General features: G+C 58.1%; 19 protein-coding genes. 15 read left to right on the top strand and 4 right to left on the bottom strand.

Annotated elements, in window-relative coordinates; translation table 11 throughout:
- Positions 1-2: 2 nt before the first annotated feature.
- Positions 3-422: a type II secretion system major pseudopilin GspG gene (gene gspG, locus UTO39_RS19605; protein ID WP_045259779.1), complete on the bottom strand. Its 420-nt coding sequence runs from the start codon at positions 420-422 to the stop codon at positions 3-5.
- Between the two features lie 316 nt (positions 423-738).
- Between gspG and UTO39_RS19600 the strand changes: the two genes are divergently transcribed.
- The 9 genes from UTO39_RS19600 (at position 739) to UTO39_RS19560 (ending at position 10,708) form a co-directional block, all read left to right on the top strand.
- A complete protein-coding gene (locus UTO39_RS19600) occupies positions 739-2,322 on the top strand; it encodes a glycoside hydrolase family 18 protein (protein ID WP_320727860.1) in 1,584 nt (527 codons plus the stop codon).
- A gap of 9 nt (positions 2,323-2,331) precedes the next feature.
- Positions 2,332-2,568, top strand: coding sequence for a carbohydrate-binding protein (locus UTO39_RS19595; RefSeq protein ID WP_320727859.1), 237 nt, complete (start codon positions 2,332-2,334; stop codon positions 2,566-2,568).
- Between the two features lie 365 nt (positions 2,569-2,933).
- Positions 2,934-3,653, top strand: a complete 720-nt coding sequence (locus tag UTO39_RS19590; RefSeq protein WP_028012064.1) for a FadR/GntR family transcriptional regulator — start codon at positions 2,934-2,936, stop codon at positions 3,651-3,653.
- Positions 3,650-4,663 (top strand): ABC transporter ATP-binding protein, encoded by a 1,014-nt coding sequence (locus tag UTO39_RS19585; protein ID WP_047367562.1) that lies wholly within the window; start codon positions 3,650-3,652, stop codon positions 4,661-4,663. Before UTO39_RS19590 ends, UTO39_RS19585 begins: the two co-directional genes overlap by 4 nt.
- Positions 4,660-5,742 (top strand): oligopeptide/dipeptide ABC transporter ATP-binding protein, encoded by a 1,083-nt coding sequence (locus tag UTO39_RS19580; RefSeq protein WP_320727858.1) that lies wholly within the window; start codon positions 4,660-4,662, stop codon positions 5,740-5,742. Before UTO39_RS19585 ends, UTO39_RS19580 begins: the two co-directional genes overlap by 4 nt.
- A gap of 2 nt (positions 5,743-5,744) precedes the next feature.
- Positions 5,745-7,259, top strand: a complete 1,515-nt coding sequence (locus UTO39_RS19575) for an ABC transporter substrate-binding protein (protein WP_320727857.1) — start codon at positions 5,745-5,747, stop codon at positions 7,257-7,259.
- Positions 7,260-7,277: 18 nt separating this feature from the next.
- Positions 7,278-8,219, top strand: coding sequence for an ABC transporter permease (locus tag UTO39_RS19570; RefSeq protein WP_061099113.1), 942 nt, complete (start codon positions 7,278-7,280; stop codon positions 8,217-8,219).
- Between the two features lie 2 nt (positions 8,220-8,221).
- A complete protein-coding gene (locus UTO39_RS19565; protein ID WP_048957588.1) occupies positions 8,222-9,097 on the top strand; it encodes an ABC transporter permease in 876 nt (291 codons plus the stop codon).
- Positions 9,098-9,106: 9 nt separating this feature from the next.
- Positions 9,107-10,708 (top strand): gamma-glutamyltransferase family protein, encoded by a 1,602-nt coding sequence (locus UTO39_RS19560; RefSeq protein WP_320727894.1) that lies wholly within the window; start codon positions 9,107-9,109, stop codon positions 10,706-10,708.
- Between the two features lie 76 nt (positions 10,709-10,784).
- On the opposite strand, the gene UTO39_RS19555 is transcribed toward UTO39_RS19560, so the two are convergent.
- Both UTO39_RS19555 and fadE read right to left on the bottom strand, forming a co-directional pair.
- Positions 10,785-11,555 carry an amidohydrolase gene (locus tag UTO39_RS19555; protein WP_041911141.1) on the bottom strand — a complete coding sequence of 257 codons (771 nt, stop codon included), beginning with the start codon at positions 11,553-11,555 and terminating at the stop codon, positions 10,785-10,787.
- Positions 11,556-11,663: 108 nt separating this feature from the next.
- Entirely contained in the window at positions 11,664-14,108 is a 2,445-nt protein-coding gene (fadE, locus tag UTO39_RS19550; RefSeq protein ID WP_048957586.1) for an acyl-CoA dehydrogenase FadE, read from the bottom strand.
- 239 nt (positions 14,109-14,347) lie between these two features.
- Here fadE and lpcA point away from each other — a divergent pair, with 239 nt between their 5' ends.
- Together lpcA and UTO39_RS19540 are read left to right on the top strand one after the other, a co-directional pair.
- Positions 14,348-14,926, top strand: coding sequence for a D-sedoheptulose 7-phosphate isomerase (lpcA, locus tag UTO39_RS19545; RefSeq protein WP_003863232.1), 579 nt, complete (start codon positions 14,348-14,350; stop codon positions 14,924-14,926).
- Positions 14,927-14,974: 48 nt separating this feature from the next.
- On the top strand, positions 14,975-15,742 hold the full coding sequence (locus UTO39_RS19540) for a class II glutamine amidotransferase (RefSeq protein ID WP_028012073.1): 768 nt from the start codon (positions 14,975-14,977) through the stop codon (positions 15,740-15,742).
- On the opposite strand, the gene dpaA is transcribed toward UTO39_RS19540, so the two are convergent.
- The gene (gene dpaA / locus UTO39_RS19535; protein ID WP_061099107.1) at positions 15,713-16,453 is read right to left on the bottom strand and encodes a peptidoglycan meso-diaminopimelic acid protein amidase; all 741 of its coding nucleotides are present in this window, start codon (positions 16,451-16,453) and stop codon (positions 15,713-15,715) included. The genes UTO39_RS19540 and dpaA overlap by 30 nt on opposite strands.
- 299 nt (positions 16,454-16,752) lie before the next feature.
- Here dpaA and UTO39_RS19530 point away from each other — a divergent pair, with 299 nt between their 5' ends.
- The 4 genes from UTO39_RS19530 to UTO39_RS19515 are packed head-to-tail and all read left to right on the top strand — an operon-like array spanning position 16,753 to position 20,752.
- A complete protein-coding gene (locus UTO39_RS19530) occupies positions 16,753-18,096 on the top strand; it encodes a Na(+)-translocating NADH-quinone reductase subunit A (protein WP_320727856.1) in 1,344 nt (447 codons plus the stop codon).
- A gap of 2 nt (positions 18,097-18,098) precedes the next feature.
- Positions 18,099-19,334: an NADH:ubiquinone reductase (Na(+)-transporting) subunit B gene (locus UTO39_RS19525; RefSeq protein ID WP_151413060.1), complete on the top strand. Its 1,236-nt coding sequence runs from the start codon at positions 18,099-18,101 to the stop codon at positions 19,332-19,334.
- The gene (locus tag UTO39_RS19520; protein ID WP_320727855.1) at positions 19,327-20,121 is read left to right on the top strand and encodes a Na(+)-translocating NADH-quinone reductase subunit C; all 795 of its coding nucleotides are present in this window, start codon (positions 19,327-19,329) and stop codon (positions 20,119-20,121) included. The genes UTO39_RS19525 and UTO39_RS19520 overlap by 8 nt, the downstream gene beginning before the upstream one ends.
- Positions 20,114-20,752, top strand: coding sequence for an NADH:ubiquinone reductase (Na(+)-transporting) subunit D (locus UTO39_RS19515; RefSeq protein WP_061099103.1), 639 nt, complete (start codon positions 20,114-20,116; stop codon positions 20,750-20,752). The genes UTO39_RS19520 and UTO39_RS19515 overlap by 8 nt, the downstream gene beginning before the upstream one ends.
- The last annotated feature ends 1 nt before the right edge of the window (position 20,753 follow it).

Genomic DNA, 20,753 nt, shown 5'->3' with positions numbered 1-20,753 from the left:
ATTCAGAACCCGTAAGTCACAGGCTTACCGTCTTTACCGCCGGAGGTTATTTCGACTTCATTAATGGCGTCTTTTGTCCGGGCGGGGTTATGCCACTGGTACGGATTGCCCCACGGGTCTAACGGCACATGCTGGCTGAGATAAGGGCCATTCCAGTTTTGCGCGTTGGAAGGCTTTTCAGTCAGCGCTTTCAGACCTTGTGTTTCACTTGGATAACTGCCGGTGTCGAGGCGATATTGCCCTAGTGCCTCAGCAAGCGAGCGCATCTGGCGCATGGCGGTCTTCTCCTTAGCCGAGTCAACATTTGAGAAGACTTTTGGCCCGACAAATCCTGCCAGCAGCGCAATAATCATCAGCACGACCAGCAATTCAAGCAGGGTGAAACCACCCTGTTTTCGCATCACGTTTGTTGCATATTTCATTGAGAGCGTCCCTTGTAAGATAATAGTTGTGATTAATTCCTGAATTTTCCCTGATAAAAGAGCAGGCACACAGGTATGCCATCTTTTTTAATTGGTGAAGATAGGAAAATTAAATAAAGAAGCGTCTTACAGGATGCGAGAATTTTCCCGGGCTGTCGTTGAAGTATTTATTATAAATGCGAGAGATATTTCTTATTTAATGCGGAGGGTTTCCTGATTCACCACTCTATTATCCCCAACGATCTCAGCGCTAAAAAAAAAGACAATTTGCGAGGTAATCCACAGGACTATCATCACAAAGCAATAAGGAACTTTGATGAAAAAACTTACATTATCTCTGTTAATTGGTAGCGCATTAATGGCGCAGTCGGCTTTCGCGGCGCAGGCACCGAGAGCGGTAACTTATCTGACCTCTTGGGGCGTTTCGGTAGAGTCCGTTGAGGATATGAAAGAGGTGAAAGCGGATACGCTCCTGCTTTCATTTGGTGGCTGGGATGCAAGCGGTAAGCTGTCCAGTTCCGATAATATTGTTGCAGTACCACAATATGATCCCTGGTACATTAATGCGCCAGCCTATGTCGTGTGGAGTCAGTTGAAGCTGGCGCACCCGGAGAAAAAAATGATGCTGGCGCTCGGCGGTGAGACGTATTCCGCCATGTGGTCTTATCTGAATAACGCGCAAACGCGAGAAACGCTGGCGCAGAATCTGGTGAATCTGCTTAACACCAACTTCCCGGTGTATAAAAAGAACATGAAGCCTGAAGAGATGGTCGGCGAATGCCTGAGCACCAACTGGGAAGGCAAATGTAATATGGCGAACTACCAGAAGGCGGGTACCGTTCAGCTTGACGGCATCGATTTTGACTTTGAAAAATCCGATCGCGTCACGCCAGAGGAAAATGCAAACCTGCTGGATCTGGCTGAACGGGTTCGTAATAAGCTCAATGCGTCCGGAAGCAAAAAGCTGCTGAGTCTGACTACCTATCACGTTGGCGCTGACCCGGAGAACTGCGACGATAGCGCGGTAACCGAGAATTGCTCCTTCGTTGAGCCGAAGCGTTCTTCACACCACGGCGAAGTTCTGCCGCTGCTGACGCAGGGGAAAAACGTTTTCGATTTCTTCAACGTCATGGCCTATGACGCCGGTCCGCGCTTTAAGTATGACGTGGCGATGGCTAACTACGCCCGGGCGGTGGGTGATAAGAGCAAAATCGTTCTCGGTCAGACCATCAACTCCCAGTGGGGGCCAGAAGGTCGCTTTGTTGAAAGCCGACAGAACAACGTAAACCGTGCGGGCTGGCAGGCGGAAAACGGCTATGGCGGGTTCTTTATCTGGACGTTGGGTTCAAACGATCAGCAGCTGTCCATGTCGCAGCAGGTTGACTACTTCAATGAAATGAAAGAGCGCGCGGACCTGATGTCGCCTGAACGCCCTCAGGACACCGTCGCGCCAACTGCGCCAACAGAACTGAAGGTGCTGAGCAATGGCTTAACGATCGCCCTCGCCTGGCAGCCCTCCACCGATGACCATGGCGTAGTGGGATATGACATCTACCGTAACGACATAAAAGTCGGGTCTTCAACGGACACCCAGTGGATCGATAATGCGGTTGAAACCGGCGGGGTGGTGTACCACTACCGCGTGAAAGCACGTGATGCAGCGAACAATATCTCTGAAAGCAGCAACGAGGTTAAGGTAGAAACCGTACAGGTCGAAGAGGGACGTCCGGACGCGCCAACTGGCCTGGCCCTGGTTTCTTCCACGGAAAACAGCCTGACGGTAAAATGGAATGCGGTAGACAAAGCGGTGAAATACCACGTCCTGCGCGATGGCGCGGAGTTACTCACCGTAAGCGGAACGCAGATCTTCGACAGCGGCCTGCGCGCGGGTACAACCTAGAGCTACCAGGTGATCGCCGAAAATGCCAAAGGTCATCAGTCTCTCGCCAGTACACCGTTCAAAGCCACGACGAAAGAGGGGTCAGTGACGCCTGAGCCGGAAGGCGAGTGGAAAGTCGGTACGCGCTATAAGACTGGTGAAATCGTCACGTATAACGGCACGCAGTATCGCTGCGTGCAGGGGCATACGTCTCAGTCCGACTGGGCACCGTCTGCGGCTGCGACGCTTTGGCAGCCTGTTCCTTAATCTTTGGCGGCCCTCGCAAGGGGGCCATTTTCAGATGTGAGTACGCCTTATTTATTACTTTTTGTTAACCATTCATTATCATTTTAAGTGCAAAAATTTAACAATAGCACCATTGTAGTGCGATATTTGCACTAACTTTGTGCATTTCATGTTCTTTTCTCACCTTTATCGTCTCCGGATGCCGCCTGCACCTGTAACAATAAGTTGCTGTAACCCCTTCATTTACTATCGCTTTTTCAAATCTTTTTCGAACCAATAAAGAATTGGTTTGTTTATTGCTTAATCATTAGCACGATAAGTAGCACGCCATATCAATAACTTATCGTTCATAAAAAGAAAATAATGATGATAGTGAGCGAACCAATATGGAAAAACCGTCACGGTTTCTGGCCAATTCCAGCACCGCGCTTGAGCAGCTGCGCGGGCTAATCAACCAGCATGAGTCAACACCAGGCACTCCGCTGCCCACGGAACGTGAGCTGTCGGAAACACTCGGCGTAGGACGACGCGAAGTGCGTCGCGCGCTGGACGTGCTGGAAGAAGAAGGGCGGATCTGGCGTAAACAGGGCAAAGGCACCTTTATTGGTCCGGCTGCCCCGGTTGAACCGCTGGCCCTTCAGGGATTGGTTCAGCAGACCAATCTGCTGGAAGTGATGGAAGCTCGTATACAGATCGAACCCGGCTTAGCCCGGCTTGCGGCACTGCGTGCCACCAGGGAAAACCTCGCGCTCATGCAGCGCATGCTGGAACGCATCGACAAGGTCAGCCCGGATGACCGCGATCTCAACGAACTGTGGGATAGCGCCTTTCACCGCGCCATTGCCGAGGCGGCGGGCAACCGCCTGATGCTCGGCCTGTTTGACGCCATTGATGCCGTGCGGCGCGAACCCGGCTGGCAGCATCTGCGTGAATTAGCCCGCACGCCCGAACGTGTCGACAGCTACAACGACCACCATCACAAGATCATGTCCGCGATTATCCATCGCCAGCCTAATGAAGCAGCGGCCGCCATGCGCGAACACCTGCTCAGCCTGCAAAACGCCCTGATTCAGGCGATCCACCTTGAGGACGATTTCACGCTATGACGACGATCCCGTTTAAGGACTCCACGCCCGTACTCCGGCTGAATAATCTCAACGTTAAGTTTTCCGGCTCGCCGGTCAGCGTCCTGGACGGCATTTCCCTGACGGTCAAAGCGGGCGAAACGCTGGCGCTGGTGGGGGAGTCCGGCTGCGGGAAAAGTATCACCTCACTGGCGCTGATGGGGTTACTGCCCGCCAGCGCGCAGATCGTCAGCGGCGAGATGCAGTTTCGCCGCCACGACCTGCGCAAGCTCTCGCCGCGGGAATATGCCGACCTGCGTGGCAGCGAGCTGGCGATGATTTTTCAGGAGCCGATGACCTCGCTCAATCCGGCCTTCACGTTAGGCGATCAGCTCAGTGAAGCGGTCATGCGCCACCAGAACGTTACGCGCCCGGAGGCGATGAAGGTCGCGCTGCAGATCCTCGAGAAGGTGCAGATCCCGGCGGCGGAGATGCGCCTCAAGGCGTATCCGCACCAGCTTTCCGGCGGCATGCGCCAGCGCGTGATGATTGCCATGGCGCTGATCAACCACCCTAAACTGCTGATTGCCGATGAACCGACCACCGCGCTCGACGTCACCATCCAGGCGCAAATCCTGACCCTGCTGAACACCCTAAAAGAGGAGACCGGCACGGCGGTGCTGATGATCACCCACGATTTGGGCGTGGTGGCCGAAGTCGCCCAGCAGGTGGCGGTGATGTACGCCGGGCAGGTGGTGGAGCAGGGAAGCGTGGAGGCGATATTCGCTGACCCGCAGCACCCGTACACCATCGGCCTGATGGGCTCTATCCCTTCGCTGGGCGCACGCAAAGGCCAGCTCTCCACCATTCCCGGATCGGTTCCGCTCCCGGAGTCCATGCCGAAAGGCTGCCGTTTCGCGACGCGCTGCCCGTTTGCGCAGTCGCGCTGCCACGATGAAAAACCGCAGCTCACCACGCTCGGCGCGGGCCATCAGGTCGCCTGCTTCCGCGTGCCGCTCGAACACCACATTGCTCTGGGAGAGACCGCATGACCACGCCCATTCTTGAAGCCCGGGTCCTCAGCAAGCTTTTCCCCGGCCCGAAAAAACTCTTTTCCCCGGCCCGGTTTGTCACGGCGGTCGATCGCGTTTCGCTTGCCGTGATGCCGGGCGAAACGCTGGCGATTGTCGGCGAGTCCGGTTCCGGGAAATCCACCCTCGGCCGTCTGCTGCTGCGTCTGCTGGCCGCCAGCGAAGGGCGCGTGTTTTATCAGGGGGAGGAAATTACCCACGCCACAGGCGCCCGTCTGAACCAGCTCCGGCGCGAGCTGCAGATTATTTTTCAGGATCCTTTTGCCTCGCTCAACCCGCGCATGACGGTGGAGCAGATCGTCGGTGAGCCGCTGTGGCTGCACCAGAACATGAAGAAAGCGGATCGTCAGTACCGCGTTGCCGAGTTGCTCAAGACCGTTGGCCTGCCTGCCGCCTGGGCCGGGCGCTATCCGCACGAGTTTTCCGGCGGGCAGCGCCAGCGTATCGGCATTGCCCGCGCCCTGGCTTCCGGGCCAAAGCTGCTGCTGGGCGACGAGCCGGTTTCCGCGCTGGATGTGTCGGTGCAGGCGCAGGTGGTTAATCTGCTGGAGAGCCTGAAGCACCAGTTGGGGCTAACAATGGTGATCGTCGCCCACGGTCTGGCGGTGATCCGCCACATGAGCGACCGCGTGGCGGTGATGTACCTTGGGCAAATCGTCGAGCTTGCCACCGTCGATGAGATCTTTGACGCCCCGCTGCACCCTTACACCCAGGCGCTGATCGCCTCGGCGCCGCAGATGCAGCCGGGCGTTGAGCGCGACGCGCCGCTGCTGCAGGGGGATCTGCCGAACCCGGCTAACCCGCCGTCGGGCTGTCGCTTCCACACCCGCTGCCCGTACGTCACCGACGAATGCCGCCAGGTCGAGCCGATTAATCAGGTGCTCGACGGCGGGCGTCAGGTTGCCTGCCACCGCTGGCAGGACATTAACCGCGATCGCAGCGTTATCCAGATCGCACCGCCATCCGCAGCCTTTCTGCGCCGCCGCGCGCTGTTTGAACACGCGGCCACTCACTCCTCCCTTCCTTCAAGGAACTCATGATAATGACAATGCGTAATTCTCTTTTGACCGTACTGGGAAGTGTTATGTTGCTTGGCGCGGCGCTGCCCGCCCATTCTGAAAGCGTGCTGCGGATCGGCCTGGGGGCAGACCCGGACATGCTCGACCCGCACCTGGCGCGCACCTACTATGGCCGCTTCGTGTTTGCCTCCCTGTGCGACAGGCTGGTGGACGTCGACGAGCATCTGAAGGTCGTGCCGGGTCTCGCGAAATCATGGGCCTGGAGCGCCGACGGCAAAACCCTGACCATGGATCTCCGCGAAGGCGTGACCTTCCATGACGGAGAGAAATTCGATGCCGCCGCCGCGAAATACAACCTCGACCGCGCCCTGACCCTCAAAGGCTCCCTGAGGAAAAGCGAGATCTCCTCCGTGGAGTCGGTAGAGGTCACCGGCCCGATGCAGATTGCGCTGCACCTGAAAACCCCGGACGCCGCGCTGCTGATGCAGCTTACCGACCGCGCGGGGGCGATGATGGCACCCGAAGCGGCGAAAAAGCCGGACTTTGCCGCCCATCCGGTCTGTTCCGGCCCGTATAAATTCGACAGCCGCGTGTCGCAGGACCGCATCGTTCTGACCCGCTTCGACAACTACTGGAACAAAGGCGCCTACCACTTCGACAAAGTTATCTATCTGCCGATCCCGGATGCCTCCGTGCGCCTAGCGAACCTGCGCGCGGGCGATCTTGACCTGACCGAAGGCATCGCCGCCAGCGACGTCAAAACCGTCGAAGCCGACAGCAGGCTGGCGCTGGCGAAGGTCACCGGCCTGGGCTATCAGGGGATCACCTTCAATATTAACAACGGCAAGGTTCCGGCGAACGATCCGTTCAAAGATGCCCGCGTGCGCGAGGCGTTTTCTCAGGCCATCGACCGCGAGGCGTTAAACCAGGTGGTCTTCGAAGGCCTCTACACCCCGGCAAACCAGGCGTTTTCAACGGTGAGCCCGTATCACGTGAATCTGCCGGTTCCGCCGCGCGACGTTGATAAAGCCAAAGCGCTGCTCAAAGCGGCAGGCGTCACCGCGCCGCTGACCGTCAACCTGCTGGTGCCGAACAACCCAACCTCGCAGCAGGTGGGACAGGTGCTGCAGGCGATGGTCGCCGAGGCCGGCTTCACGCTGAACCTGCAGATGACCGAATTTGCCACGCTGCTGGATCGCCAGCAGAGCGGTGATTATCAGCTGAGCTTCTCCGGCTGGTCGGGTCGTCCGGATCCGGACGGCAGCATCTACGGCTTTATCCACAGCAACGGCACCCTCAACGACGGCCGCTACAGCAACGCGCAGGTCGACGAGTGGCTGACCCAGGCGCGCCAGAGCACCGACCAGGCCGCACGCCAGCCGCTGTACGACAAGGTGGTGAAGCAGCTGCAAACCGACATGCCGATTGCCTACCTCTACTTCGAGCCGCGCATTTTTGGCCTGAACAAGCGCGTGCAGGGCTTTAAGCCTTACCCGGACGGCATCGTGCGTCTGGCAGGTTTGACGCTGGCGAAATAAACGTCCTGAGGAGAACCCATGCTGGAACTGATTTGCAAACGTCTGCTGCTGGCCGTCCCGACGCTATTGCTGGTGAGCATGATGGTCTTCGGGCTGCAAAAGCTGCTGCCCGGCGACCCGCTGATTGCGATGGCCGGTGAAGAACGCGATCCGGCGGTGATCGCCCAGCTGCGCGCGGAGCTGAACCTGGATGCGCCGATCCCGGTGCAGTATTTTCACTGGCTGACGCGGGCGCTGCAGGGCGATCTGGGCGTCTCCTTGCGCACGCACGAACCGGTGACCGAGCTTATCGCCAGCAAGCTGCCGGTTACGCTGGAGCTGTCGCTGCTGGCGATGATTATCGCGCTGGTGTTTGGCATCAGCATGGGGATCGTCGCGGCGGTGAACAAAAACAGCTGGGTCGATCACGGGGCGAACTTCGTGGCGATCTCGGGGATCTCTATTCCCCACTTCTGGCTGGGGATCCTGCTGATTCTGGTCTTCTCGGTGAACCTGCAGTGGCTGCCCGCGTCCGGCTACGTGCCGTTCAGTGAAGATCCGCTTCAGAACCTGCGCACGCTGCTGCTGCCCGCATCCGTGCTCGGAACCGGGCTGGCGGCGACGCTGATGCGCCATACCCGCGCGTCGATGATTGCGGTACTGAAAGCGGATTATATCCGTACCGCACGCGCCAAGGGGCTGCTGCCGAAGGCGGTCATTCTAAAGCACGCGTTTCGCAACGCGCTGGTGCCGGTGATCACCCTCACCACGCTGCTGTTCGGCGAGCTGCTGGGCGGCGCGGTGCTGACCGAGCAGGTGTTCACCATTCCGGGCTTTGGCAAGATGATCGTCGATTCGGTGTTCAACCGTGACTACGCGGTGGTGCAGGGCGTGGTGCTGATCGTGGCGATCGGCTTCCTGCTGCTCAACCTGCTGGCCGACGTACTTTACGTCCTTATCAACCCGAAAATGCGAGGTTAACGATGGCGGAACTGACGACGCAAACCGTAGCCCCCGCGCTGCCGCGCGCGCAGAACCGGGTGCTGAAGAAATTCCTCGCCAATAAAAGCGCGGTGATTGGCGCCGTGGTGGTGGGCTTCTTTGTACTGGTGGCGCTGCTGGCGCCGTGGATTGCCCCGTTTGATCCGGTTAAAGCCAACTTCCTCGCGGTGCGCAAAGCGCCGTCGGCGATGTACTGGTTCGGCACCGACGAGCTGGGGCGCGACATTTTGTCCCGCATTATCTGGGGAGCGCGAACCTCGCTGATGGCGGGCTGTATGTCGGTGGTTATCGCGGTGGTCATCGGCGTGCCGCTGGGGCTGGTGGCGGGCTACTTCCAGAAGATGTGGGACGGCGTGATCTCGCGCTTTATCGAGGCGCTGCTGGCCTGTCCGTTCCTGATCATGGCGATCGCGCTGGGGGCATTTTTAGGCCCGAGCCTGACCAACGCGATGATCGCCATCGGTCTTTCGGCGATGCCGATCTTCGCCCGCCTGACGCGCGGGCAGGTGATCGCCATTCGCAACGAAGAGTACATCGACGGCGCGCGGGCGATTGGCCTGCCGGATCGCTGGATCATCATTAAATACGTTCTGCCAAACGTGATGTCGCCGATCCTGGTTCAGGCCACCCTGGCCATTGCCTCGGCGATTATTGCCGAAGCCAGCCTGTCGTTTTTAGGGCTGGGGCAGCAGCCGCCCAATCCGTCCTGGGGGTCCATGCTCAATACCGCGAAAGGCTTTCTTGAGCAGGCGCCGTGGATGTCCGTTTTCCCCGGCGTGGCGATTTTCCTTGCCGTGCAGGGCTTTAATTTACTTGGCGATGGGCTGCGCGATGCGCTCGATCCGCGCCACGACTAAGGAGTCATGATGACCAAAGCGCTTGATTTTACGTCCGGTTACGATTCACGCCGCCCGCCGATGATGGGCCATAACGCCGTTGCCACGTCGCAGCCGCTGGCGGCGCAGGCGGGAATGAAAATGCTGCAGCTGGGTGGCAACGCCGTCGATGCGGCCATTGCCACCGCCATGGCGCTGACGGTGGTTGAGCCGACCGGCAACGGGATCGGCAGCGACGCCTTTGCCATCGTCTGGGACGGTGAAAAGCTGCACGGCCTGAACGCGTCCGGGCGCTCGCCGGCCAGCTGGCATGCGGATCTGTTTGCCGGTAAAACCGCGGTGCCGGAAATCGGCTGGGATGCGGTGACCGTGCCGGGTGCGGTGTCGGGCTGGGTGGCCCTGGCGGAACGCTTCGGCACGCTGCCGCTGACCACGCTGGCGCAGCCCGCGATTGACTACGCGCGTAACGGCTTCCCGGTCTCGCCGCTGATTGGCCATCTCTGGCAGCGCGGCTATAGCAAGCTGAAAGATCAGCCGGGCTTTAGCGCCTGCTTTGCGCCGGAGGGCCGCGCCCCGCGCGTGGGGGAGATCTTCCGTAACCCGGCGCAGGCTCATTCGCTGGAGCTGATTGCCAAAACCAACGGTGAAGCCTTTTACCGCGGCGAGCTGGCGCGGAAAATTGCCGCCTTCGCCCGGGAGCACGGCGCTCACCTGACGGCTGAAGATCTGGCAAACCATCGCGTGGACTGGGTTGACCTGCTGTCGCGCGACTTCGCGGGCGGCTCGGTACAGGAGCTGCCGCCAAACGGGCAGGGGATCGCCACGCTGATTGCGCTCGGTATTCTGGAGCAGTGCGGCATTGAGAAACATCATCCGGACTCCGTGCAGTCTCTGCACTTGTCCATTGAAGCCATGAAGCTGGCGCTGGCGGATCTCGACCGCTACGTGGCGGATGAAGAACACATGGAGTTCGCAGCAAAAGAGCTGCTGAGCGACCATTATCTGAAGTCGCGTGCGGCGCTTATCGATCGCGATAATGCCTCTGACTTTGTGTACGGTTCACCGACGCAGAGCGGCACGGTCTACATCAGCACCGCGGACGCCAGCGGAATGATGGTTTCGTTTATTCAGTCCAACTTTATGGGCTTCGGTTCAGGCATTGTGGTGCCGGATACCGGAATCAGCCTGCAAAACCGGGGCTGTGGATTCGTGCTGGATCCCAATCACCCGAACGCGCTGGCGGGCAGCAAGCGTCCGTTCCACACCATCATTCCTGGCTTTGCGATGGACGGCAGCGGCAAGCCGCTGATGTCCTTCGGCGTGATGGGCGGCCCGATGCAGGCGCAGGGGCACATGCAGATGGCGCTGCGCATCATGCTGCACGGGCAAAACCCGCAGGCGGCCATCGACGCGCCGCGCTGGCGCGTGGTGCAGGGCAGGGAGGTGATCGTCGAATCGACGTTCGATCGCAATACCATTGCCGCGCTGCGCGAGCGCGGGCATCAGATCGTGGTGGAAGATCCGCTCCAGGATTACAACTTCGGCGGTGCGCAGGTGATCTATCGTATGCCGGAAGGACACTACGTGGCCGCGACGGAGAGCCGCAAAGACGGGCAGGCGTTAGTGAGTTAATATTTTATCCCCCTAATGCGAGCTGCGAACAATCCCCTCTCCCCTTTGGGGAGAGGGTTAGGGTGAGGGGAAAATTTCACCCAATGCTAAACGGATCCGCATCCTGCCAGGCCGGAAACTTCTCCCGATACTCCTTCAGCGCCGTCAATGACAGCTCTGCATCAATGCGCGTCGCCTGATGCGGCTCGGCGGTGGCAATAATCTCGCCCTGCGGGTTCACCACCCGGCTGTCGCCGCGGTAGTGATGGCCGTTGCCGTCCGTTCCCACGCGGTTACAGCCCACCACGTACGCCTGGTTCTCAATCGCGCGCGCCACCAGCAGCGCCTGCCAGTGCAGCGAGCGCGGCGCGGGCCAGTTGGCGACGTAAAGCGCCAGGTCGTAATCGTTGCGGTTGCGCGACCACACCGGGAAGCGCAGGTCGTAGCAGACCAGCGGCAGGATGCGCCAGCCGCGCCACTCGAACACCACGCGTTCGTTGCCGGCTTCATAATGATGATGTTCATCGGCCATGCGGAACAGGTGGCGTTTATCGTAAAAATGCACTTTCCCTTCCGGCTCAACCAGCAGGAAGCGGTTCACCGGGCCGCGTTCCGTTTGCAGTGCGGCGCTGCCGGCGATCAGCGCGTTGGTTTGCTGCGCTTTGGCATGCATCCAGGCGACCACCTCTTCCTGGGGCATCGACTGTTTAGCCGCTTCCATCGCGAAGCCGGTGGTAAACATCTCCGGCAGGACAATCACATCTCGCCCGGTAATCTCTTCCAGTTGACGATCAAAGTGGCGCAGGTTGGCAGGGCCATCCATCCACACTAAAGGCTGCTGCAAAATCGAAATCTTCAAACCAGGCACGATACAGACTCCTCAAACGACCCCTTTTTGACACTGTAGCACGTCATTACGAGAAAATGTGGCAATAAAAAACCCCGCACCGGGCGGGGTTTGTATAAGCGAAACGCGTTATGCCGCTTCAGGTTTACGGTGCTTCTCCGGCAGCTTTACCGGCTGCGTCGCCAGCTCTTCCGGTTCGAAATCATCCACGTTGATACTGCGCAGACGGCTCTCTTCGGCTTTCACCAGCAGCGCAGCTTCGTCGTTATTGATAATGCCACCGGCCAGCGCCTGTTTCGCCAGTTCGTCCAGACGGGTAAACGGCAGGTTTTTGCCCAGCTGTTTGCAGATCTTCTGGTGAATCGGGTCGGCGGCCATCACGTCCAGCAGCGCCTCTTCCAGCAGGCCCACCGGGTTATGCGGCGTTGGCGCCAGATACTGACCGCGGCCAATGCGGGAGCGGGTTGCGCTCGGAACCTGCAGGATCTTCGCCACCTTGTGGTCCAGCTTGTCGGACGGCGCCAGATGATGACGACCGGTCGGGAAGATCACCGCGCGCAGAGCGCCTGCCACGAAGCGGTTCGGGAAGTTGGCCAGCAGGTCGTCAATCGCCTGTTCCGCCTGATACATCGCATCCTGAACGCCCCAGTGCACCAGCGGCAGATCCGCTTCCTGTCGGCCTTCGTCGTCGTAGCGTTTCAGCACCGCAGAGGCCAGGAAGATCTGGCTCAGCACGTCGCCCAGACGGGCGGAGATACGCTCGCGACGCTTCAGGCTACCGCCCAGCACCGCCATGGAAACATCCGACAGCAGAGCCAGGTTGGCGCTCAGGCGGTTCAGATGCTGGTAGTAACGTTTGGTCGCATCGCCGGTTGGCGTTGCGCTGGTCAGGCCGCGCGTCAGGCCGAGCCAGAAGCTGCGCACCTTGTTGCTGCCCACGTGACCGATATGCTTGAACAGCAGCTTGTCGAAGGCGTCCACGTCGTTATTCTGCGCGGCGGCCATCTCTTCCAGCACGTAAGGATGGCAGCGAATTGCCCCCTGACCGAAGATCATCATGCTGCGGGTCAGGATGTTTGCCCCTTCCACGGTGATGGCAATCGGTGCGCCCTGATAGCCGCGCGCCAGGAAGTTGCCTTCGCCGAGCATAATGCCTTTACCGCCCGCGATATCCATCGCGTCAATGATCGACTGCTGCGCGCGGTGGGTACAGTGGTACTTCACAATCGCGGACAGCACGGCCGGTTTTTCGCCCAGCATAATGCCGTAGGTAATCAGCGATGCAGCGGCGTCCATCACGTAGGCGTTGCCCGCGATGCGCGCCAGCGGCTCTTCGATACCCTCCATCTTGCCGATGGAGATTTTGAACTGACGGCGAATGTGGGCATAAGCGCCAATTCCCATCGCGACGGACTTCAGGCCGCCGGTTGAGTTCGACGGCAGGGTAATTCCGCGGCCCACCGACAGACATTCCACCAGCATGCGCCAGCCCTGGCCTGCCATTTTCGGGCCGCCGATGATGTAGTCAATCGGCACGAAGATATCCTGGCCGCGGGTCGGACCGTTCTGGAACGGCACGTTCAGCGGGAAGTGACGACGGCCAATTTCAACGCCCGGGGTAGAGGTTGGGATCAGCGCGCAGGTAATGCCGAGGTCTTCTTCGCCGCCCAGCAGTTTTTCCGGGTCGGAGAGCTTAAAGGCCAGACCCAGCACGGTGGCAATAGGCGCCAGGGTGATATAGCGTTTGTTCCAGGTCAGGCGCATGCCCAGCACCTGCTGGCCCTGCCACTCGCCCATGCAGACCACGCCGGTATCCGGGATTGCGCCTGCATCGGAGCCCGCTTCCGGGCTGGTCAGCGCGAAGCACGGGATTTCCTGACCGCGCGCCAGGCGCGGCAGATAGTGATCTTTCTGCTCTTCCGTACCGTAATGTTGGAGCAGTTCGCCCGGGCCTAAGGAGTTCGGCACGCCGACGGTAATCGCCAGGATCCCGGAGACGCCCGCCAGCTTTTGCAGCACGCGAGCCTGAGCGTAAGCGGAGAACTCAAGACCGCCGTACTCTTTCTTAATGATCATCGCGAAGAAGCGATGCTCTTTCAGGTACGCCCACAGCTCCGGCGGCAGGTCGGCCATTTCGTGGGTGATAGCAAAGTCGTTCGCCATGCGGCACGCTTCTTCCACCGGGCCGTCAATAAAGGCCTGTTCTTCGGCGGTCAGGCGCGGCTGAGGATAGTTGTGCAGCTTTTTCCAGTCCGGGTTGCCCTGGAACAGGTCGCCTTCCCACCAGGTGGTGCCCGCATCAATCGCTTCTTTCTCGGTGCGCGACATCGGCGGCATCACTTTGCGGAAGCCTTTAAACACCGGTGCGGAGATCATCGACTTACGCATCGGAGCCAGGTTAAACGGCAGCAGAATGATGGCAAGAGGGACCAAAATCCAGATATTCCAGAGACCTGCGACGCCAAGCGCAGCCGTCCAGGCCAGAAGAATCAGGCTGCTCAGGAATAAACTGACGCGGTGATAGAACAACACACCGAGCAGTACAACGGTTGCGAGAATGCTCAAAATCATCATAAAGAAAAGCTCCCTTGCTTGTAGGAGGTCTGACCACTTGTGATGATATGGTTGTAGTTGATGTAAATTCCTTTAGCAATGTGTTTACAAAATAATTACAACCTGGTTCACATTGTTCGCGTTTTCGCCGGCACAAAAAATCAAAACGCCGGACGATTCGCATGGCTTTAGCTTCTCGCTTTTCCCGCTATCCGGTACACTCCACTGTGTTATTTCATCAATACTGAAGGATTATCCTCATGTACCAGGATCTTATTCGTAACGAACTGAACGAAGCGGCGGAAACGCTGGCGAACTTTCTGAAAGATGATGCCAATATTCACGCTATTCAGCGCGCGGCGGTCCTGCTGGCCGACAGTTTTAAGGCCGGTGGCAAAGTGCTCTCCTGCGGTAACGGCGGTTCCCACTGTGACGCCATGCACTTCGCTGAAGAGCTGACCGGACGCTATCGTGAAAACCGTCCGGGGTACCCGGCGATTGCGATTTCCGACGTGAGCCACATCTCCTGCGTAGGCAACGACTTCGGTTACGACCACATCTTTTCCCGCTACGTTGAGGCAGTAGGCCGTGAAGGCGACGTGCTGCTGGGTATCTCTACCTCCGGTAACTCCGCGAACGTGATCAAAGCGATCGCCGCCGCGCGTGAAAAAGGGATGAAGGTCATCACCCTGACCGGGAAAGATGGCGGTAAGATGGACGGTACGGCGGATATCGAAATTCGCGTTCCGCACTTCGGCTATGCAGACCGGGTTCAGGAAATTCACATCAAAGTGATCCACATCCTGATTCAACTGATCGAAAAAGAGATGGTTAAGTAAGACTTCGCTGGGGGGCACCGCTGCCCCCCGCTGTTGTGGAGGTGATATATGTGCGAACTGCTCGGGATGAGCGCCAATGTGCCAACCGATATCTGCTTTAGCTTCACCGGGCTGGTGCAGCGCGGTGGAGGAACCGGGCCGCATAAAGACGGCTGGGGCATCACCTTCTACGAAGGCAAAGGGTGTCGCACTTTCAAAGATCCACAGCCCAGCTTTAACTCACCAATTGCCAAACTGGTGCAGGATTACCCCATTAAATCCTGTTCAGTGATCGCGCATATTCGTCAGGCAAATCGCGGCGAAGTGGCGCTGGAAAATACCCATCCCTTTACCCGCGAGCTGTGGGGCCGTAACTGGACCTACGCGCATAACGGGCAGCTTACGGGCTATAAATCGCTGGAAACGGGCAACTTCCGTCCGGTTGGCGAAACGGACAGCGAGAAGGCCTTCTGCTGGCTGCTGCATAAGCTGACGGAACGTTATCCGCGCACGCCCGGCAACATGGCCGCCGTATTCAAATACATCGCGACGCTGGCAGCGGAATTGCGTGAAAAAGGCGTGTTTAACATGCTGTTGTCTGACGGGCGCTACGTGATGGCGTTCTGCTCGACGAATCTCTTCTGGATCACGCGCCGCGCGCCGTTTGGCGTCGCTACGCTGCTCGATCAGGATGTGGAGATAGATTTTCAGAAAGAGACCACACCGAACGATGTGGTCACAGTCATTGCAACGCAGCCGCTGACGGGCAACGAAACCTGGCAAAAGATTATGCCAGGCGAGTGGGTGCTATTTTGTCTCGGGGACCGTGTAATTTGACGCCAGCTGCGGGTGGACGACTTCGTGGCTCAGCGGTTTGCTGACCACGTAACGGCCATCGACGATAGAGACCACAGGTGGTTTGTGGGTCTGCTCAAAGTAGTCATAACCCGGCTTCAGCTGTTTCCAGAAATCGGCGTAGTAAGAGTACTTATGGCGCGCCATGTTGGCATCCGTCATGCGGAACGGATAGATGCTGACCTGAACGTTAGGCTGCCCAAAGACCAGCGCGCCGGTCACGAACTGGAAAATCTCATCAATGCCGGAGTCGGTCATCGCGTAGCAGCCGACAGACACGCAGGCACCGTGGATCATCAGGTATTTTCCTTCGTAACCGTGAGCACGGTCATAGGCGTTCGGGAAACCGATGTTGATCGCTTTATAGAAGCGGCTATCCGGCTTTAACTGGTTACGCTGAACGTTGTAAAATCCTTCTGGACTCTTGAAATCGCCCTGGCGCTGTTTTGGACCCAGTCCGCCGGAATAGTTACAAATTTTGTAGCTATCAAGCAGCTGATACGTCTCGCCCATTTTGACATACAGATCGAGCGTGCGCTCTTCCTTGAAGATCTGAATATAAACCGGGGATCCCATTAACTGCTGTTTATATTCTTTGCTGATCGGCGTGGTGGAGCTGTTGCTGCTGAGCAGCCCGGCAAACGATACGCACGGAATCAGAAGCATCGCAATGAACAATGCGATTTTACGCATACTACAAATTCCTTGATAAAACCTGGACTAACTTGCCAGGACGGCAAAAGAGACCCGAAATCAGATTATTCTGTTAGGTGCGCTCACATTAGCACCGCTATAGATTTTCGCAAGAGCCGGGCGGTGAGTTTACAAATTAGTTTTACTTTATAAACCATCAAAAACGCGCTGGCTCCAGGAACTTTGCGTAATAGCTCGCAATTTGGCGCGCTCAAAGGCGGATTCCCTGCCCGAGAGAGAGGAGAAAATGGTACACTTCGCGCCCACTGGATTGTTGTTTATGGAAACCTGCTAACCACATGTTTAAAATAAAAAAAGGACTTAATCTGCCGATTGCAGGCGTGCCTGAGCAGCACGTCTCGTCTGGCGCAAGCGTCCGTCATGTCGCAATTTTGGGTGACGATTATCTGGGAATGCGTCCTTCAATGCTGGTGCAGGAGGGCGATCGCGTGATCAAAGGGCAGGCGCTCTTTGAAGACAAAAAAAATCCCGGCGTCTTGTTCACGGCCCCCGCCAGCGGTACCGTTGTGGCGATCAACCGCGGCGAGCGTCGCGTGCTTCAGTCGGTAGTTATCCGCATCGAAGGCGATGAACAGCGTGAGTTTGCTCGTTATGATGCGGCAGACCTCGCGACGCTTAGCCGCGAAGATGTGCAGGCTCAACTGCTGGCATCCGGGTTGTGGACGGCGCTTCGTACGCGCCCATTCAGCAAATCACCTGTTCCTGATACCGCCCCGGCTGCCATTTTCGTTACGGCCATCGACACCAACCCGCTCAGCGCAGATCCGCAGCCCATTATCCTGGCGCAGCGTAAAGCCTTTGATGCCGGGCTGACCGTTCTGACTCGCCTGACGCCCGGAAAAGTGCACGTTTGCCAGGCCGGCGGCGGCAAGCTTGGCGGCCATCCGCTGGGACAGGTCACGTTTAATGAATTTTCCGGGCCGCATCCGGCGGGGCTGGTCGGGACCCATATCCACTTCCTTGAGCCGGTGAGCCTAAAAAAACAGGTCTGGCACCTTAATTATCAGGATGTCATTGCCATCGGTAAGCTCTTTACTACGGGTGAACTCTGCGCTGAACGGATCATTGCTATCGGCGGGCCACAGGCCGTAAACCCGCGTCTGGTTAAGACGCTTCTGGGAGCAGACATTAATGAACTGCTGGCAGGGGAAACGAAAGAGGGTGAAAACCGCCTGATTTCCGGCTCGGTACTCAGCGGCCGCCGCGCTGTCAATGCGCACGGGTACCTGGGACGTTTCCATCTTCAGGTGAGCGTCGTTCTGGAAGGGCGTGAGAAAGAGCTGTTCGGCTGGGTTCTGCCTGGCGCAGAAAAATACTCCGTCACCCGCACCACGCTCGGCCATTTCCTGCGTCATAAGCTCTTTAACTTCTCCACCAGCACGAACGGCGGCGAGCGCGCGATGGTTCCGATTGGCAACTACGAACGTGTAATGCCGCTGGATATTCTGCCGACCGTGCTGCTGCGCGATCTTCTGGCCGGCGACACCGACGGCGCGCAGGCGCTCGGTTGTCTTGAGCTGGATGAAGAAGATCTGGCGCTCTGTACCTATGTGTGTCCAGGTAAATACGAATATGGACCCGTATTGCGCGAGGTGTTAACCCGCATTGAGCAGGAAGGATAACCATGGGATTAAAACACCTCTTTGAAAAAATTGAGCCGCACTTTACCGAAGGGAAGCTCAAAAAGTACTACCCGCTGTATGAAGCGACGACGACTATTTTCTACACTCCGGGTCTGGTGACGAAAGGGGCAGCGCACGTTCGCGATGCCATCGATCTGAAACGCATGATGATCCTGGTGTGGTTTGCGGTCTTCCCGGCCATGTTCTGGGGTATGTACAACGTCGGTCTGCAAACCATTCCGGCGCTGCATCATATGTACGACGCTCAGCAGCTGGCGCAGGTGATCCAATCTGACTGGCACTATCGACTGGCGCAGTCGCTGGGCGTTAGCTTTGCGGCTGATGCTGGCTGGGTCAGCATGATGACGCTGGGGGCCGTCTTCTTCCTGCCGATCTACATGACCGTCTTTATCGTGGGCGGCTTCTGGGAAGTGCTGTTCGCCATCATCCGCAAACACGAGATCAACGAAGGCTTCTTCGTGACCTCCATTCTGTTTGCGCTGATTGTTCCGCCTACGCTGCCGCTCTGGCAGGCGGCGATGGGGATCAGCTTTGGCGTGGTGATTGCTAAAGAGATCTTCGGCGGAACCGGACGTAACTTCCTCAACCCGGCGCTGGCGGGGCGTGCGTTCCTGTTCTTTGCTTACCCGGCGCAGATTTCGGGCGACCTGGTGTGGACGGCAGCGGACGGTTTCTCCGGCGCGACGCCGCTTTCTCAGTGGGCGGCAGGCGGCGGCGAAACGCTGGTCAACAATGCTACCGGCCAGCCTGTGACCTGGTTCGACGCGTTTCTTGGCAACATTCCGGGCTCTATTGGTGAAGTCTCTACCCTGATGATTTTAATCGGCGGGGCCATCATCCTCTTTGGCCGCGTGGCGTCCTGGCGCATCGTTGCGGGCGTTATGCTCGGCATGGTGCTTACCGCCACGCTGTTCAATCTCATTGGTTCAAACACGAACCCGATGTTCTCCATGCCGTGGTACTGGCACCTGGTGCTGGGAGGCTTTGCGTTTGGCATGATGTTCATGGCCACCGATCCCGTCTCGGCCTCGTTTACCGACAGAGGTAAATGGTGTTACGGCGCGCTCATTGGCGTGATGTGTGTACTGATTCGCGTGGTCAACCCGGCCTATCCGGAAGGGATGATGTTGGCCATTCTGTTTGCCAACCTGTTTGCGCCGCTGTTCGACTACCTGGTCGTGCGCGCCAACATTAAGCGGAGGAAGGCGCGTGGCTGAGATTAAAAATAACGACAGCATCAGCAAAACGCTGCTGGTGGTTTTGGTACTGTGTCTGGTCTGCTCCATCGTGGTTGCCGGTTCTGCCGTAGGGTTAAAACCGCTCCAGCAGGAGCAACGCGCGCTGGATAAACAGCGCAATATCCTGGCCGTAGCCGGGCTGATGCAGGAAGGCATGACGAAGGACGACGTCGCGGCCGTGTTTGCTGAGCGCATTACCGCGCGGCTGGTGGATTTAAAAACCGGCGAGCTGATGGATAAAGACCCGGCGAAATACAACCAGGCGCTGGCGCTGAAAGATCCACAGATGAGCACCGTGCTTGACGCCTCTCAGGATCCGGCAGGCATTAAGCGCCGCAGCAACATCGCGGAGATTTACCTGGTGCGTGACGAGCAAAAGCGCGTGCAGGAAGTGGTTTTGCCGATCTACGGTAACGGGCTGTGGTCAATGATGTACGCCTTTGTGGCACTGGATACCGATGGCCGCACGGTCAAAGGCATTACTTATTACGACCAGGGCGAAACGCCGGGGCTGGGTGGTGAAGTGGAAAACCCTAACTGGCGTGCGCAGTTTGTCGGTAAGAAAGTGCTCGACGACAACGGCCAGCCTGCGCTGAAGGTGGTGAAAGGAGGCGCGCGTCCCGGTGATGAATTTGCCGTTGACGGCCTTTCCGGCGCCACGCTCACCTCTAACGGGGTACAGCACAGTTTTGATTTCTGGATGGGTGAACTGGGCTTTGGTCCCTTCCTGAAAAATGTACGTGAAGGAGCGCTGAACAATGGCTGATACGGGTGAACTGAAAGAAGTTAAAAAAGTGCTGATTGGCCCACTTTTAGCCAATAACCCGATAACCCTGCAGGTGCTGGGCGTTTGTTCAGCCCTGGCGGTGACCACCAAGCTGGAAACGGCGGTGGTGATGACGATGGCGGTAACGCTGGTGACGGCGTTTTCCAGCATGTTTATCTCCATGATCCGCCACCACATCCCTAACAGCGTGAGGATCATCGTGCAGATGGCGATCATCGCCTCGCTGGTGATCGTGGTCGATCAGCTGCTGCGCGCTTTCGCCTACGAAACCTCGAAGCAGCTTTCGGTGTTTGTCGGCCTGATTATCACCAACTGCATCGTGATGGGGCGCGCTGAAGCCTACGCCATGAAAATGCCGCCGCTGGCGAGCTTTATGGACGGTATCGGCAACGGCCTGGGCTACGGCGTGATCCTGCTGACGGTCGGTTTCCTGCGCGAGCTGATTGGCAGCGGCAAGCTGTTTGGCGTTCAGGTGCTGGATACGGTCCAGAACGGCGGCTGGTATCTGCCGAACGGCCTGTTCCTGCTGGCCCCAAGCGCGTTTTTCATTATCGGTTTGCTGATCTGGCTGATTCGTACGTTGAAGCCTGAACAGCAGGAAAAGGAGTAAC

Origin of the sequence: Enterobacter sp. 118C5, assembly GCF_034107645.1 — a bacterium.
GTDB lineage: Bacteria > Pseudomonadota > Gammaproteobacteria > Enterobacterales > Enterobacteriaceae > Enterobacter > Enterobacter nematophilus.
The sequence above is the reverse complement of the archived record's forward strand: the minus strand, read 5'-3'. Positions and strand labels throughout refer to the sequence as shown.

Excerpts from the sequence above, each read along its gene's own strand:
- gspG (WP_045259779.1), bottom strand. The coding sequence starts at position 422 with ATGAAATATGCAACAAACGTGATGCGAAAACAGGGTGGTTTCACCCTG.
- UTO39_RS19600 (WP_320727860.1), top strand. The coding sequence starts at position 739 with ATGAAAAAACTTACATTATCTCTGTTAATTGGTAGCGCATTAATGGCG.
- UTO39_RS19590 (WP_028012064.1), top strand. The coding sequence starts at position 2,934 with ATGGAAAAACCGTCACGGTTTCTGGCCAATTCCAGCACCGCGCTTGAG.
- UTO39_RS19585 (WP_047367562.1), top strand. The coding sequence starts at position 3,650 with ATGACGACGATCCCGTTTAAGGACTCCACGCCCGTACTCCGGCTGAAT.
- UTO39_RS19580 (WP_320727858.1), top strand. The coding sequence starts at position 4,660 with ATGACCACGCCCATTCTTGAAGCCCGGGTCCTCAGCAAGCTTTTCCCC.
- UTO39_RS19575 (WP_320727857.1), top strand. The coding sequence starts at position 5,745 with ATGACAATGCGTAATTCTCTTTTGACCGTACTGGGAAGTGTTATGTTG.
- UTO39_RS19570 (WP_061099113.1), top strand. The coding sequence starts at position 7,278 with ATGCTGGAACTGATTTGCAAACGTCTGCTGCTGGCCGTCCCGACGCTA.
- UTO39_RS19565 (WP_048957588.1), top strand. The coding sequence starts at position 8,222 with ATGGCGGAACTGACGACGCAAACCGTAGCCCCCGCGCTGCCGCGCGCG.
- UTO39_RS19560 (WP_320727894.1), top strand. The coding sequence starts at position 9,107 with ATGACCAAAGCGCTTGATTTTACGTCCGGTTACGATTCACGCCGCCCG.
- fadE (WP_048957586.1), bottom strand. The coding sequence starts at position 14,108 with ATGATGATTTTGAGCATTCTCGCAACCGTTGTACTGCTCGGTGTGTTG.
- lpcA (WP_003863232.1), top strand. The coding sequence starts at position 14,348 with ATGTACCAGGATCTTATTCGTAACGAACTGAACGAAGCGGCGGAAACG.
- UTO39_RS19540 (WP_028012073.1), top strand. The coding sequence starts at position 14,975 with ATGTGCGAACTGCTCGGGATGAGCGCCAATGTGCCAACCGATATCTGC.
- dpaA (WP_061099107.1), bottom strand. The coding sequence starts at position 16,453 with ATGCGTAAAATCGCATTGTTCATTGCGATGCTTCTGATTCCGTGCGTA.
- UTO39_RS19530 (WP_320727856.1), top strand. The coding sequence starts at position 16,753 with ATGTTTAAAATAAAAAAAGGACTTAATCTGCCGATTGCAGGCGTGCCT.
- UTO39_RS19525 (WP_151413060.1), top strand. The coding sequence starts at position 18,099 with ATGGGATTAAAACACCTCTTTGAAAAAATTGAGCCGCACTTTACCGAA.
- UTO39_RS19515 (WP_061099103.1), top strand. The coding sequence starts at position 20,114 with ATGGCTGATACGGGTGAACTGAAAGAAGTTAAAAAAGTGCTGATTGGC.